This window comes from Nissabacter sp. SGAir0207, from assembly GCF_005491205.1.
GTDB lineage: Bacteria > Pseudomonadota > Gammaproteobacteria > Enterobacterales > Enterobacteriaceae > Chimaeribacter.
Genome location: NZ_CP028035.1, coordinates 1,729,016 through 1,743,660, shown reverse-complemented (window position 1 = coordinate 1,743,660; position 14,645 = coordinate 1,729,016). Strand labels below are relative to the sequence as shown.

Here is a 14,645-nt window from a genome sequence, read left to right as displayed (position 1 = left end):
ACCGGGTTGGCTGGGCAGATGGGGCAGCCTCTGCCGCCCCACCGTCAGGGTGCGTCAGCTATTTTTGGACGGGCGGCAGGTAAGGATCGGGCGTGCCAGCCGCAATCGGCGGGTACTTCTTCAGGCTGCCGACAAAGCGGGCGGCCTCGCCAATCAGCGGCCGGGCGATCCAGGTGGTGCGCAACCCACTTTGCGGATACTCCTCTTTCGGATCGGTGATCAGGTCAAAGGCTTTCGGGGTGCCGAGTTTCACCGGCGGAGACCACCAGTTGCGTTGCTCTTCATAGAACACCATCTTCCACTCTTTCCACTTTACCCCCTCCAGCCGGTCGGCCACATAGATCGGGAAGCCGTTACGGGCAGAGTTCGGCGTCTTGCCAAGGAAGAAGTCGGTCTGGTCTACGCCATCAATCGGGCGATCCTGAGGAATATTGCCGCCCCCGATGCGCGCCAGCGTCGTGAAGGTGTCCACCTCATGGACGATCTCATTGCTGACGCGGCCTGCCGGCACGTTGCCCGGCCAGCGGATGATAAAGGGCGTGCGCAGCGACCCCTCCATATGGGTGAAGTAGTAACCGCGCCACGGGCCAGCGCTGCCCTGCCACGGCCAGTTATCATCTGGGCCATTGTCGCTGGTGAAGATAACCAGGGTGTTATCCCGCACCTTCAGCCGGTCTATCTCTTTCAGCAGTTCACCAACGTGGTAATCCATCTCCATGACCGAATCGGCAAAATCGCCGTGGCCACTTTTACCGGCGAACGCCGGGCTGGGCAGTGAGGGGAAGTGCACCTGCGTAAAGGGCACATAGGCGTAGAAAGGTTTTCCCTCCTTCACGCTCTGCTGCATGAACTGGATGGTGCGCTGGGTAATCTCCGTGTCGATCTGCCGGCGGGCCTCCAGACTGTAGGGTTTCACATTCTGGCTCTTGCTGCCCTTTTTGCCTGCCATGACGTACATCAGCGGCACATGGTTGGCGAGGGCCTGCGGATCGTCAGGATAGAACGCCTCATCTGACGTCCGCGGAATGCCATACCACTCATCAAATCCCTGATCGTTTGGCAGGCGGCCCTGATTGCTGCCGAGGTGCCACTTGCCAAACAGCGCGGTGCGATAGCCCGCCTGAGAGAGCACCTCCGGCAGCGTCACCTCCCACTGCGTCAGCCCCTCCATACCGCCGTCAATCGGCACCGAGTGGGTGCCGGATCGGATGGCAAACCGCCCGGTCATGATTGCCGAACGGCTGGGGGTACACTGCGCCTCGACGTTAAAATTGGTCAGCCGTAGCCCTTCACTGGCCAATTGATCGACATTGGGCGTCGGCGCGCCGCGCGTGATTCCGCCGCCATAGACACCGGGTTCGCCATATCCCAGGTTATCCATCAAAATAAATACGATATTGGGTTTCGTCGGCTGCGCCTGTACCGGGCAGGCCCCTGTTAATAGCAGGCCACTGCACAGGGCAGCAATCATCGTTTTCTTCATCATAATATTCACCTTGGTCGCCGGAAATATATTCCCGCAACAGTTCACCGCCAGCAAACCGGTGCCTGCGTTATTTAAACGTAATATTGAAACCGCCATAGAGGGTAAATTGGGGCTTTTGTTCGCCGTCATGGAACAGGGTGAATTGGGGTTCCAGATAGAAATTAAACACGTCGCCGGAATTGGCCTTAATCACTTTGCCCATCCCCAGACCTACCGGAATATAGTACTCGCCCTTCTCCACATCGAATGTCCAGGTGGCGGTCGAACGGAGATAGAATCCCTTCGGCAGGTTATACATTAAGGCAGGCTGGAAAGTGACGGTATTCATATCCGCCCGCTCGCTGTCGCCGGCAAAGGATTGTTGCCACTGCAACAGCCCGGCGGCGATATAGCGCGGATCCAGTTTGACCACCACGGCCGCCAGCCCGGCCTGCCATTTGCCGGTGCCAAAAGCGTGGTCGCTGGCCGTCGGCGCGGAGACCAGCGGGCCGACGCCTAACTGTACGCCTTTGGTTTTTAGCAAGAAAATATCGAAGACATTGATATCACCGATGCCGGTCGAGTAGCCGCCCTCCATTTGCGGGCGGGTGACGGCCACAGGCATGGTGGCACGCATCAACTGGGGAACGCCAATCAGGTCATTGGATGGGATCGGGATGGCGGCGCGCAACAGCAGATCGTTGGTCTGTTTATCACTGTTATAAATCGAGGGGGTGTAGTAGTCCTGAACGTTAAGGGTATAGCCAAAGTTTAAGGGGTTATTACTTTTGTTTGCATCTTCCGCCGAACCGGAGGCCGCACAGGCCCACTGGCTACCACTTGCCGCCAAGAGCAAACCCGAGATCACTGCTTTTACAAGGGTGGGTACATTGATAGTGTTCATTATCCATCTCCTGATAGATAAAATAACTACAGTCTGTTATGATCGAAATATGACTGTTACCACCTGAGCTTATACTAAAATAAGATATTGCCGTGTGTAATAATTAACAGTGATCTGTTAGATTATGGCCGTAAAATATGTAACCTCCTACCTCACCCCGTTTAATAAAAAATATTAACCCCCACTTTCATTCATATCATCCATTAATTTCACGCCTCCCGCTCTCTTCTATTTTCCGGCTACTGAATCACAAAACAGGGGGCGGCCATTGCTCTTTTTTTCCTTTATTGACATGTGCCACACTTATTTCACCCCACGCGGCCCACCTACCCCGTTCAGTGCTTGAAATACCCATCGATAAGCCTTATGGCCGGATGAGCGGGAATTCAGGGCGTGGCCCGCACGGTGTACATCCGCTGAAAACAAAAAATCCACGCCGGGGCGTGGATTTTTTTGCTTGCACGACCGAATGCTCAGCGCCTCTCCGGCTGGCTGAACCAGCGCGGATCGCTGTGCGCCATATCAACGCCATACAAGCTGGCGGCAGAGAGCACCGACTCCATGACCCGGTGATCGCTATGCTCAGAATGGGGCCACAGCCGCGCCAGCCGCCGAAGGGCGCCCTGCCAGACGCGCGGTTTCCATGCCTTTTTCATTACTCTCTCCCCTGAACTGGATAACTGCCCCCAGTTGACCCCACTCCGGCGGTGAAGGGAAATATCAATGGCGTCTAAGGTTTCCCGCTGGCTGGCAATGGAAAGCCTTCATCCCGGTGCATCCCGTGCGCCCTTTCAGTGCACACCCCGCCGTCACGCCCAACCTGCCCCCCTGCTGCCCGTGGTAAACGCCTTTACCCAACCCGCGCCAGCCGGGCATGGCGACCTTTTTTGCTGAACCAATTCAAAATTGGTTCGATTCCTGCAATGTCCTCTTACCTGAGTTCATGGCGAGAAGATGATGGCTGAATTCCCTGAAGTAATCCCGCTGCCGGAGGGGTCGTCGGCCTCGGCGCTGGAGCAGTTGCGACAGCTGCTGGCACAGCACTCCGGCCAGCCGGGCGAGGCGCTGCCGACGGAGCGTGAGCTGTGCCGGCGCTTCAGTGCCGGGCGGCGCGCGGTGCGGCGGGCGCTGGACGTGCTGGAGGAGGAGGGGCGCATCTGGCGCAAACAGGGCAAAGGCACCTTTATTGGCCCCGAGGCACCGGCGCAGCCGCTGATGCTACAGGCGCTGCCGAAGCAGTCCAATTTGCTGGAGGTGATGGAGGCACGCCTCCAGCTGGAGCCGGGGCTGGTGCGCTACGCCGCCCTGCGCGCCACCCCGGAGCAGATCGCCCTGCTGCACCGCATCCTCGAGCGGCTGCGCCAGCTGGATGACCACGACGCCGATCAGGTGGAGCTGTGGGACAGCGCCTTCCACCGCACCATTGCCGAGGCGGCGGGCAACCGGCTGATGCTCGGGCTGTTCGATGCGGTGGACGCCATCCGCCGCGACCCGAGCTGGCTGCACCTGCGCCAGCAGGCGCGTACCGGCGAACGGCTGGCGCACTATGACGATCATCACCACCGCATCGTGCAGCATATTGCGGCGCGCCAGCCAGCAGAGGGCGCGGCCGTGATGCATGAGCATCTGTTGGCGCTGCATCAGGCGCTGCTGGCGGCCATCACCCACCATGAAGGAGAGGCATGATGAATGAGCAACCCAACCCGGTGCTGCGCATCCGCGATCTGGTGGTGCAGTTCCGCGGCTCGCCCGCCACGGTGCTGGACGGCATCTCGCTCAGCATCCCGGCGGGCGAGACGCTGGCGCTGGTGGGGGAGTCCGGCTGCGGCAAAAGCGTCACCTCGCTGGCGTTGATGGGGCTGCTGCCCCACGGCGCGCAGGTGCTCGGCGGTGAGGTGACGTTCGCGGGCCATGACCTGCTGGCGCTGGATGAGCGCCGCTACGCCGACCTGCGCGGCAACCAGCTGGCGATGATCTTCCAGGAGCCGATGACCTCCCTTAACCCGGCCTTTACCCTTGGCGACCAGCTGATGGAGGCGGTGATGCGCCACCAGCGGGTGAGCCGCGCCGTGGCGCGCGAGGCGGCGCTGGAGATGCTGGCGCTGGTGCAGATCCCGGCCCCGGCGCTGCGGATGAGGGCCTATCCCCACCAGCTCTCCGGCGGGATGCGCCAGCGCATCATGATTGCGATGGCGCTGATCAACCGGCCAGCGCTGATCATTGCCGATGAACCCACCACAGCGCTGGATGTCACCATTCAGGCGCAGATTTTGGCGCTGCTCAACCGGCTGCAACGCCAACGCGGCAGTGCGATGCTGTTGATCACCCACGATCTGGGCGTGGTGGCGGAAGTGGCCGACCATGTGGCAGTGATGTATGCCGGCCGCATCGTTGAGCAGGGGCCGGTGGCGGCGATCTTTAGCGATCCGCAGCACCCCTACACGATCGGCCTGATGGCTTCGATGCCTTCGCTCGGCGGCCGCACTGGCCGACTGGCGACCATTCCCGGCGCGGTGCCGCAACCGGCGGATCTGCCGCCCGGTTGCCGCTTTGCCACCCGCTGCCCGTTCGCCACCGGCCACTGCCGCCAGCAGCGCCCGCCGCTGGCGGCGCTCGGCCCACACCACCGGGTGGCCTGCTTCCGCGCCCCCCTTGAACTTCACCTTGCTGCCGGAGATGCCTGATGACCCCCTCCCCCGTTCCCCTGCTTGAGGCCATCGGCCTGACCAAAGCGTTCCGCGGCCCGCCGGGGCTGTTCCGCCCGCGCCGCAGCGTGCTGGCGGTTGACCGCGTCTCGCTGCGCATCTGGCCGGGCGAAACCCTGGCGATTGTCGGCGAGTCCGGCTCCGGCAAATCCACCCTGGGCCGGCTGCTGCTGAAGCTGCTGGACGCCAGCGCCGGTGAGGTGCGCTACCAAGGGCGCGACCTGCACAGCTTCACCGGCAGTGAGCTGAATGTGCTGCGCCGGGATCTGCAAATCATCTTTCAGGATCCCTTCGCCTCATTGAACCCGCGCATGACGGTCGAACAGATCGTTGGCGAGCCGCTGTGGCTGCACCAAAAGATGGCGCGTGCCGACCGCCGGGCGCAGGTGCACGCGCTGCTGGCGACCGTCGGCCTGCCCGCCGCGTGGGCCGGACGCTACCCGCATGAGTTCTCCGGCGGCCAGCGCCAGCGCATCGGCATTGCCCGCGCGCTGGCCTCCAACCCGACCCTGCTGTTGGGCGATGAGCCGGTCTCCGCGCTGGATGTCTCGGTGCAGGCGCAGGTGGTCAATCTGCTGGAGGGGCTGAAGGATCAGTTCGGCCTGACGATGGTGATTGTCGCCCACGGGTTGGCGGTGATCCGCCACATGAGTGACCGGGTGGCGGTGATGTACCTCGGCCAGATCGTTGAGCTGGCCCCGGTGGATGCGCTGTTTGACCAGCCGCTGCACCCCTACACCCAGGCGCTGATCGCCTCCGCGCCACAGCTGGCGCCGGGCGTGCGCCGTGAAACGCCGCTGTTGCAGGGCGATCTGCCGAACCCGGCGGCGATGCCGTCGGGGTGCCGCTTCCATACCCGTTGCCCGTTCGCCACTGACCAGTGCCGCCAGCAGGAGCCGCGGCTGGAGGGCGTCGGCGAGGGGCGGCAGGTGGCCTGCCACCGCTGGGCCGAGGTGCAGCGTGACAGCACCGCCGTCGCGCCGCCGCCGCCCTCTGACGCCTTCCGGCTGCGCCGCAGCCTGTTTGAACATGCCGTTAACCGCCACTCCCGCTAAAAGGAACCTGAGATGAGACTGCGACTTCCCCTGCGCCCGACCCTGACCGCCCTGACGCTGCTCGCGGCGGGTAGCCTGCATATCCAGGCCGCACAGGCCGAGAGCGTGCTGCGCATCGGCCTCGGCGCTGACCCGGACATGCTCGACCCGCACACCGCCCGCACCTACTATGGCCGCTTTGTGTTCAGCGCGCTCTGTGACCGGCTGGTGGACATCGACCAGCACCTGAATATCGTGCCGGGGCTGGCGACCTCTTGGGCCTACAGCCCGGATGGCAAGACCCTGACGCTGCAACTGCGCGAGGGCGTGACCTTCCACGATGGCGAGAAATTTGATGCCAATGCGGTGAAGTTCAACCTCGACCGTGCGATGACGCTGCCCGCCTCGCTGCGCAAAAGCGAACTCTCCTCCATCGACAACGTGGAGGTGACCGGCCCCTACAGCGTGGCGCTGCACCTGAAAACGCCGGACGCCGCGCTGCTGGCACAGCTTACCGATCGCGCCGGTACCATGCTCGCGCCGCAGGCCAGCGCCAAGGGCGACGTGGCCGCCCACCCGGTCTGCTCCGGCCCCTATGAGTTTGTCAGCCGGGTGCAGCAGGATCGCATCGTGCTCAAGCGCTTTGACAACTACTGGAACAAGGGGGCGTACCGCGTCGATAAGGTGATCTTCCTGCCAATCCCGGACGCCTCAGTGCGGCTGGCCAACCTGCGCGCCGGTGACCTCGACCTGACCGAGGGCATCGCTGCCAGCGACATCAAAACGGTGCAGGCCGACAGCCGGCTGGCGCTCGCCAAGGTCACCGGCCTCGGCTACATGGGGCTGACCTTCAATATCGCCAACGGCCCGGCCGCCGCGGATAGCGCCTTCGCCAAAGACGCGCGGGTAAGGCAGGCGTTCTCGCTGGCGCTGGATCGTGACGCCATCAATCAGGTGGTGTTTGAGGGGCAGTTCACCCCGGCCAATCAGGCCTTCTCCACCGTCAGCCCCTACCACGCCGGGGTGCCGGTGCCAGCGCGCGACGTGGAGAAGGCGAAGGCGCTGCTGGCTGCCGCTGGCGTGACCCCGCCGCTGAAGGTTGACCTGCTGGTGCCCAACAACCCCACGGCGTTGCAGGTCGGCCAGGTGATTCAGGCGATGGCCGCCGAGGCGGGCTTCAACGTCAACCTGCAAATGAGCGAGTTCGCCACCCTGCTCGACCGCCAGCAGCATGGCCAGTATCAGGTGAGCATGTCCGGCTGGTCGGGCCGCCCGGACCCGGATGGCAGCATCTACAGCTTTATCCAGAGCGGCGGCAACCTGAACGATGGGCGCTACGGCAACCCGCAGGTGGATCAGTGGCTGCTCACCGCGCGCCAGAGCGGCGACCCGGCCCAGCGCAAGGCGCTCTACAGCCAGGTGGTGCAGCAGTTGCAGAGCGATATGCCCATCGCCTACCTCTACTATGAGCCGCGCATCTTCGGCATGAGCAAACGCGTCACCGGCTTCACCCCCTACCCGGATGGCCTGATCCGGCTGGCGGGCGTCACGCTGGCGGCAAAATAACCCAAGGAGCCGCTATGGTTGAGTTAATCGGCAAACGCCTGCTGTTGGCGATCCCGACGCTGTTTCTGGTGACGCTGATGGTCTTCTCGCTGCAAAAGCTGCTGCCGGGCGACCCCATCAGCGCGATGGCTGGCGAGGAGCGCGATCCGCAGGTGATTGAGCTGCTGCGCGCCAAGTACCATCTGGACGATCCGATCCCCAGCCAGTACTTCCACTGGGTGGGCAATGCGCTGCGCGGCGACCTCGGCGTCTCGCTGCGCACACAGGAGCCGGTGGTGTCATTGATCGCCGCCAAGCTGCCGGTGACGCTGGAGCTGTCGCTGCGGGCGATGCTGGTGGCGCTGGTGATCGGCATCGCGATGGGGGTGCTGGCGGCGGTGCGCAAGGGGAGCTGGGTGGATCACGGCACCAACTTCATCGCGCTCTCCGGCATCTCGGTGCCGCACTTCTGGCTGGGGGTGCTGCTGATCCTGCTGTTCTCGGTGAAGTTGCAGTGGCTGCCCGCTTCCGGCTACGTGCCGTTCAGCGAGGATCCGGTTCAGAACCTGCGCACCCTGCTGCTGCCAGCGCTGGTGCTCGGCTCCGGGCTGGCGGCGGTGCTGATGCGCCACACCCGCTCGGCGATGATCGCGGTACTGAAGGCCGACTATGTGCGCACCGCCCGCGCCAAGGGGCTGCGGCCGCGCCGGGTGATCATGAAGCACGCGCTGCGCAACGCGCTGGTGCCGATCATTACCCTCACCACGCTGCTGTTTGGGGAGCTGCTGGGCGGCGCGGTGCTGACCGAGCAGGTCTTCACGCTGCCCGGTTTTGGCAAGATGATCGTTGATTCGGTCTTCAACCGTGACTACGCGGTGGTTCAGGGGGTGGTGATGGTGGTGGCGGTGGGCTTCCTGCTGCTCAACCTGCTGGCAGACATCCTCTACGTACTGGTCAACCCCCGCCTGCGAGGAGCCTGAGATGAGTGAAACCTTGGTTAACGTGACAACGTCACTCCCGGCGACACGGACGCCCAACCGGGCGCTGGCGCGCTTCCTTGCCAATAAGGGCGCGCTGTTTGGCGCGGCGCTGGTGCTGCTGTTCGTACTGCTGGCGCTGCTTGCCCCGTGGATCGCGCCCTTTGATCCGCTGAAGGCGGATTTTATGGCGGTGCGCAAAGCCCCGTCGGCGCTGCACTGGCTGGGCACCGATGAGCTGGGGCGCGACCTGCTCTCCCGGCTGATTTGGGGAGCGCGCACCTCGCTGCTGGCTGGCGGCATCTCGGTGCTGATCGCGATGGCGATTGGCGTGCCGCTGGGGCTGGTCGCCGGTTACTGGCAGGGGTGGCTGGATGGCATCATCTCGCGGGTGATTGAGGCGCTGCTCGCCTGCCCGTTCTTGGTGCTGGCGATCGCGCTCGGCGCGTTCCTTGGCCCCAGCCTCGGCAATGCAATGATTGCGATTGGGCTGTCGGCGATGCCGATCTTCGCCCGGCTGACGCGCGGCCAGGTGATGGCGGTGCGTAACGAGGAGTATATCGAGGGCGCGCGCGCTATCGGCCTGCCGGATCGCTGGATCGTGCTGCGCTATGTGCTGCCCAACGTGCTCTCACCGATTTTGGTGCAGGCAACGCTGGCGATCGCCTCTGCCATCATTACCGAGGCCAGCCTCTCCTTTCTGGGCCTCGGCCAGCAGCCGCCCGCCCCCTCCTGGGGCGCGATGCTGAATACCGCCAAGGGCTTTCTGGAGCAGGCACCGTGGATGTCGATTTTCCCCGGACTGGCGATCTTTCTGACGGTACAGGGCTTTAATTTGCTGGGCGATGGCCTGCGTGACGCGCTTGACCCGCGCGACGCCTGATTCCGCCCCATTTCGCGACAATCGCCCGGCCACCCGCCGGGCCACTAAAGGATCTGTGTATGACCCCTGAAATTGATTTCGATGTTGCCTACCCCTCCCTGCGGCCGCCGATGATGGGCCGCAACGCCGTCGCGACCTCACAGCCGCTGGCGGCACAGGCCGGGATGCGGATGCTGCAACTGGGCGGCAACGCGGTGGATGCGGCGGTCGCCAGCGCGATGGCGCTGACGGTGCTGGAGCCGACCGGCTGCGGCATTGGCAGCGACGCCTTCGCCATCGTCTGGGACGGTAAACAGTTGCATGGCCTGAACGCCTCCGGCCGTTCGCCAGCGGGCTGGACGCCGGACTATTTCGCTGGCCGCGAGTCGATGCCACAACTTGGTTGGGACGCGGTGACGGTGCCGGGCGCGGTGTCGGCCTGGGTGGCGCTGGCGGAGAAGTTTGGCCGCCTGCCGCTGACCACGCTGGCACAGCCAGCGATTGAGTACGCGCGCGACGGCTTCCCGGTGTCGCCGCTGATTGGCCGCCTGTGGGCGCGCGGCGTCGAGCGGCTGCATGACCAGCCGGGTTTCAGCGCCTGCTTTGCGCCACAGGGGCGCGCACCGGCCATCGGTGAGATCTTCCGCAACCCGGATCAGGCGCGCACGCTGGCGCTGATTGCCGAGACGCGCGGTGAGGCCTTCTACCGCGGCGAGCTGGCGGAGAAGATCGCCGCCTTCAGTGCCGAGCATGGCGCGGCACTGACGCGGGAGGATCTCGCGCGCCACCAACCGGAGTGGGTAGAGACGTTGGCGCGACCCTTCGCCGGTGGCAGCGTGCATGAGCTGCCACCCAACGGTCAGGGCATCGCCACGCTGATGGCGCTGGGGATGCTGGAGAAACTGGGCGTCGGCAGCCAGCCGCCGGACGCGGTGGAGACCCTCCACCTGTCGATTGAGGCGATGAAGCTGGCGCTGGCCGATCTCGACCAGCATATCGCTGACCCGGAGAGCATGTTGGTGGAGGCGCGCCACCTGCTGTCGGATGAGTATCTGGCGGCGCGCGCGGCGCTGATTGACCGCCAACAAGCCAGCGAATTCCGCTACGGCGCGCCGCGTCAGGGCGGCACCGTCTACCTGAGCAGCGCCGACGCCGACGGCATGATGGTGTCGTTCATCCAGTCCAACTACATGGGCTTCGGCTCTGGCGTGGTGATCCCCGGCACCGGCATCAGTATGCAGAACCGCGGCCACGGTTTTGTGCTGGAGCCGGGCCATGCCAACTGCGTCGCGCCCAACAAGCGCCCGCTGCACACCATCATCCCGGCCTTTGCGCTGGACAGCGACGGCCAGCCGCTGCTCTCCTTCGGGCTGATGGGCGGCCCGATGCAGGCGCAGGGGCACCTGCAACTGGCGCTGCGCATTATGCTCTACCGGCAGAACCCGCAAGCAGCGGTGGACGCGCCACGCTGGCGCGTGATCGGCGGCCGACGGGTGGCGGTGGAGTCCACCTTCGACCGCAACACCCTGGCGGCGCTGCGGGCGATGGGCCACCAGATTGAGGTGGAGGATCCGCTGCTCGGCTACAACTTTGGCGGCGCGCAGGTGATCCAGCGCCATCCGCAGGGGCACTACGTCGCCGCCAGCGAATCCCGCAAGGATGGGCAGGCGCTGGTCTTTTAATGTCAGGTACGGCCAGGGGACGGTGCATCCCCGGCCGTTTCATCCCGCGGCGAGATACCAACATTTTTGGCCCGCAGGCGATTTAATTTGTTCTGCGCAGCCAACGTTTGCAGCACGGCTGTCACCGTCTGTTTGATCTGTGCTCTCTCCGTGGCTTGGGCAGCCTGAAAAATCGGCCTGTTCCCTGACGTATTTACCGGCTTGTAGGCCAGACAGAATGAAATAAAGTGGGCCAGTGCCTCCTCCATGTTCTTTTCAAAAAAGGTTTGAAAATCCCGCTCGCTGGTACGAGCCAACACAAAGTAATCATTATCTTCCAGTCTGGTCGAATGCTGCTTGAATTTCTCAAACACCTCCTCCAGTGAGCTTGGCTTGGAAGGTTGGCGATGGATCTTGTCAAATTCTGTTTTTAGACCCGCATCTATTTTTTCCAAATCTTCGCGCCGCCATGACGTTGACGTATTGAACAGCCTGTCGTCGGCCTGATGCGCCGTGATATAGCACTGGATGATATCATCTGCCTTGGTGTTTTCATCCATTTCGCGCAGGAAAACCACGGCCCGGTTAAGTTGCTGGGGCGACAGGTGTTGGCTATGCTGCTTGACACTCTCGCAGACCCCTTTAACTATCTCCGCCTGGTTGTTGGCAAATCCCAGATTGATACGTTTCATGGCATTGGTAAAACTTTCACTGGCTTCATGACTCTGATAATAGGCATTGAGATAATCGGCCTCTCTTTTCAGCGCCTGCTCATCTATATAACCTGTGCTGACAATATCCGCCAGCGTCCGGTCAAAATCTTGGGTATCCTGATAATTGTAATTGGCCAGTAGCCCGTGCCACTGTAAATGTTTCTGCTCGAAATCCTCTAACTGATCGTCATCAGGCTGGGCATCAGTCTGCCGCCCATCGGTCGGGTCATACTGCAATAAATAGTCGTAATCAGGCACCGTGTCATCACTCTCCGCGCTATAGTGGCTCCAGGTAAAGAGCGCCAGACTTTGGAGTGCCCGCTCTTTTACCGGATGGCTATACTGTGTCAGCTTCGGATAAACCTGGTTGACGATATCATCTATTTTTTTCAGCGTCCGCATATTGTTAATGCCCAACTTAATGGTGTATTTCTTTAATTTTTCAAGATAGGATTCGGATCCAGAAAATACAACATCAGCACTGTAACTCGCTTCGGGGGAGAAACTGATCTCTTTATCGACTATTTTCTCACGGTACTTACGGTAATCCTCTAACCCCTCCTCGCCATCATTCAGCAGCATCAGAATATGGCAGTTCCGCTGCTCTTTTAATAAGGAGATAAGGCCCATCACATCACGTAAACTCAGGGATTGACCACGGCGCTCAATGTCATCAATGCAGATCACCACCCCCTCAATGCTCTGAAAAGCAACGCGCTCGACTATACGAGAGTAATTCTTTATGAAAGGAGTGTCTTTTGCAAAACTTACCAATTTATTCATTCTGTCCTTAATTTTTACTTTTTTACCCTCTTCAGCCATAGCCTCTAATTTTATCAAATCACTAAATAGATCAGCTTTAAGATCGTCTAACGAATTAATGCCAAACAATGAAACATATACATATTTCTTCTCTTTTAACTCTGGATATTCGCGCTTGGCTTTTTCCAGACACCTGTTCCACGTATAGGTTTTACCTACCCCCCAGGCACCTTTAATCGCCAATACCTTTATGCGGGTTGATACTAAAAATCCTTTAATTTCCGTTTCGATCGGCAACTCATCCATGCTTATCTCCTTGTCTGTTTACGCCATTATGAAATAGTTGGGCAATATCCGCACGTTACAACAGGTGAAAAATATTTGACAATAAACGCCTACAGGGATGCGCCTTTCTGTTATCCGCTTCTTTTTGCTGTAGGTTTAGAAAATAGCGCAAAACTGACAGTTGCGGTAAAGTGGATAGTTACGCCATTTTATTACTGGCCTACATGACATCATCGCCTTTACGATAAAATTTCGTGGCAACGCCACCGGCCAATCCTGTGACCCCCCTTCCACTTTTCACCGTAACTGCCTGCAACCTTTGTCATCGCACAAATTTTCTCCAACGGATGCTTTATAACTAAAACGCTGTTCCAAAACCTGCGCCCTTTGATATGGAGACGATTATGGCTACCCCACGTTTTTCCGGCGTCATCCCGCCGGTGCCCACTATCCTGAACGCTGATGAGCAACTCGACCGCCGCGGCATGGCGACACTGATTGACCATGTGATTGCTGGCGGCGTCAACGGGGTATTTTTCCTCGGCAGCGCTGGCGAGTTTGCCCACATGAGCACCGCGCTGCGCCATGAGGTGGCGGAGTTCTGCACCGATTACGTGGCGGGCCGCGTGCCGGTGCTGATTGGGGCTGCCCACCCCGGCACGGCGGAGACGCTGGCGCTGACCGAGCACGCCCACCGCTGCGGTGCGGATGGCGTGGTGGTGGTGAATCCTTATTACAATCCCCTGTCGGAGGAGAACCTCTGCCTGCACTACCAGACGCTGGCCGAGGCCTCGCCGCTGCCCATCCTGCTCTATAACTTCCCGGCCCTGACCGGCCAGAACCTGCCGGTATCCGTGATCAAGACGCTGGCCGAGCGCTGCCCAAACATTGTCGGGCTGAAGGACACGGTGGACACCTTGAGCCATATCCGCGAGACCATTCAGGCGGTGAAACCGGTGCGGCCTGATTTCGCGGTATTCGCTGGTTATGATGAGTACCTGTTCGGCACCCTGATTCTGGGCGGCGATGGCTGCATCCCGGCCAGCGCCAACTTCGCGCCGGAGCTGACCTGCGGTATCTACCGCGCCTGGCAATCCCAATCCTGGGAGACGCTGATCGGCCTGCAACAGCGCCTCTCCTTTATTCCGCCGCTCTACAGTCTGGATACGCCTTTCTATAACGTGGTGAAGGAGGCGATCCGCCTGACAGGTGTGGAGATCCCGGTGCACTCGTTGCGCCCGGCCCAGCCGCTCAGTGCTGAGAAGCGCGATATTGTGAGGGAGGTATTGCGGCAGAGCGGTGTATTAAGTTGATTTTGCGGGCGTCCTGCCCGCTCACCCGGTTTGTTTATGTCTTTTTCTGCTTTGGCTTTTGTGTTGAGCTGGGGCTTCGCTTAGGTCGGAGCAGGGTTCAGGCACTCGTGGGTGCCTGTAGCTTCGCTGGAGCCGGAGAAGGGTTTCGGGCATGGCGGGTGCCTGTGGCCGCGTCAGGCCGGAGAAGGGTTTCGGACATGGCGGGTGCCTGTGGCCGCGTCAGGCCGGAGAAGGGTTTCGGACATGGCGGGTGCCTGTGGCCGCGTCAGGCCGGAGAAGGGTTTCGGTTGTTTGGGTTCCTTTTTCTACCTCGGCCTCGGAGCCTCAACCGAGCAGGGCCTGCCGGCGCGCCGGCCCTGCACCCGCGCGCGTTGAGGGGAATGGCTAATCATTGCCCGCTCTCGCGGGTGACCCTCGCT

At 61.5% G+C, this 14,645-nt stretch carries 12 protein-coding genes; 8 read left to right on the top strand and 4 right to left on the bottom strand.

Translation table 11 applies throughout. The annotated features are described in order from the left end of the window. Positions 1-58: 58 nt before the first annotated feature. The 3 genes from C1N62_RS07460 to C1N62_RS07450 form a co-directional block, all read right to left on the bottom strand. Positions 59-1,486, bottom strand: a complete 1,428-nt coding sequence (locus tag C1N62_RS07460; RefSeq protein ID WP_206057768.1) for an arylsulfatase — start codon at positions 1,484-1,486, stop codon at positions 59-61. 67 nt (positions 1,487-1,553) lie between these two features. Next, a complete protein-coding gene (locus tag C1N62_RS07455; RefSeq protein ID WP_137763028.1) occupies positions 1,554-2,369 on the bottom strand; it encodes a hypothetical protein in 816 nt (271 codons plus the stop codon). 473 nt (positions 2,370-2,842) lie between these two features. Further along, a complete protein-coding gene (locus C1N62_RS07450) occupies positions 2,843-3,025 on the bottom strand; it encodes a hypothetical protein (RefSeq protein WP_137763027.1) in 183 nt (60 codons plus the stop codon). Positions 3,026-3,326: 301 nt separating this feature from the next. On the opposite strand from C1N62_RS07450, the gene C1N62_RS07445 reads away from it, so the two are divergent. From C1N62_RS07445 to C1N62_RS07415, 7 genes are read left to right on the top strand one after another with little or no spacing between them, the layout of a single operon-like run. Continuing rightward, positions 3,327-4,055: a FadR/GntR family transcriptional regulator gene (locus C1N62_RS07445; protein WP_137764946.1), complete on the top strand. Its 729-nt coding sequence runs from the start codon at positions 3,327-3,329 to the stop codon at positions 4,053-4,055. After that, positions 4,052-5,053, top strand: a complete 1,002-nt coding sequence (locus C1N62_RS07440) for an ABC transporter ATP-binding protein (RefSeq protein WP_240775751.1) — start codon at positions 4,052-4,054, stop codon at positions 5,051-5,053. Before C1N62_RS07445 ends, C1N62_RS07440 begins: the two co-directional genes overlap by 4 nt. Then, positions 5,053-6,129 carry an ABC transporter ATP-binding protein gene (locus C1N62_RS07435; protein ID WP_137763026.1) on the top strand — a complete coding sequence of 359 codons (1,077 nt, stop codon included), beginning with the start codon at positions 5,053-5,055 and terminating at the stop codon, positions 6,127-6,129. The genes C1N62_RS07440 and C1N62_RS07435 overlap by 1 nt, the downstream gene beginning before the upstream one ends. A 12-nt stretch (positions 6,130-6,141) precedes the next feature. Next, the gene (locus C1N62_RS07430) at positions 6,142-7,674 is read left to right on the top strand and encodes an ABC transporter substrate-binding protein (protein WP_137763025.1); all 1,533 of its coding nucleotides are present in this window, start codon (positions 6,142-6,144) and stop codon (positions 7,672-7,674) included. Between the two features lie 14 nt (positions 7,675-7,688). Then, positions 7,689-8,633, top strand: coding sequence for an ABC transporter permease (locus tag C1N62_RS07425; protein WP_137763024.1), 945 nt, complete (start codon positions 7,689-7,691; stop codon positions 8,631-8,633). A gap of 1 nt (position 8,634) precedes the next feature. Next, positions 8,635-9,513: an ABC transporter permease gene (locus tag C1N62_RS07420; RefSeq protein ID WP_137763023.1), complete on the top strand. Its 879-nt coding sequence runs from the start codon at positions 8,635-8,637 to the stop codon at positions 9,511-9,513. Positions 9,514-9,572: 59 nt separating this feature from the next. Further along, on the top strand, positions 9,573-11,174 hold the full coding sequence (locus C1N62_RS07415) for a gamma-glutamyltransferase family protein (RefSeq protein ID WP_137763022.1): 1,602 nt from the start codon (positions 9,573-9,575) through the stop codon (positions 11,172-11,174). Between the two features lie 2 nt (positions 11,175-11,176). Here C1N62_RS07415 and C1N62_RS07410 read toward each other — a convergent pair whose 3' ends face one another. Beyond that, the gene (locus C1N62_RS07410; RefSeq protein ID WP_137763021.1) at positions 11,177-12,934 is read right to left on the bottom strand and encodes a P-loop NTPase fold protein; all 1,758 of its coding nucleotides are present in this window, start codon (positions 12,932-12,934) and stop codon (positions 11,177-11,179) included. Positions 12,935-13,317: 383 nt separating this feature from the next. Here C1N62_RS07410 and C1N62_RS07405 point away from each other — a divergent pair, with 383 nt between their 5' ends. Then, complete coding sequence (locus C1N62_RS07405; RefSeq protein ID WP_137763020.1) at positions 13,318-14,226, top strand: dihydrodipicolinate synthase family protein; 909 nt, start codon at positions 13,318-13,320, stop codon at positions 14,224-14,226. The last annotated feature ends 419 nt before the right edge of the window (positions 14,227-14,645 follow it).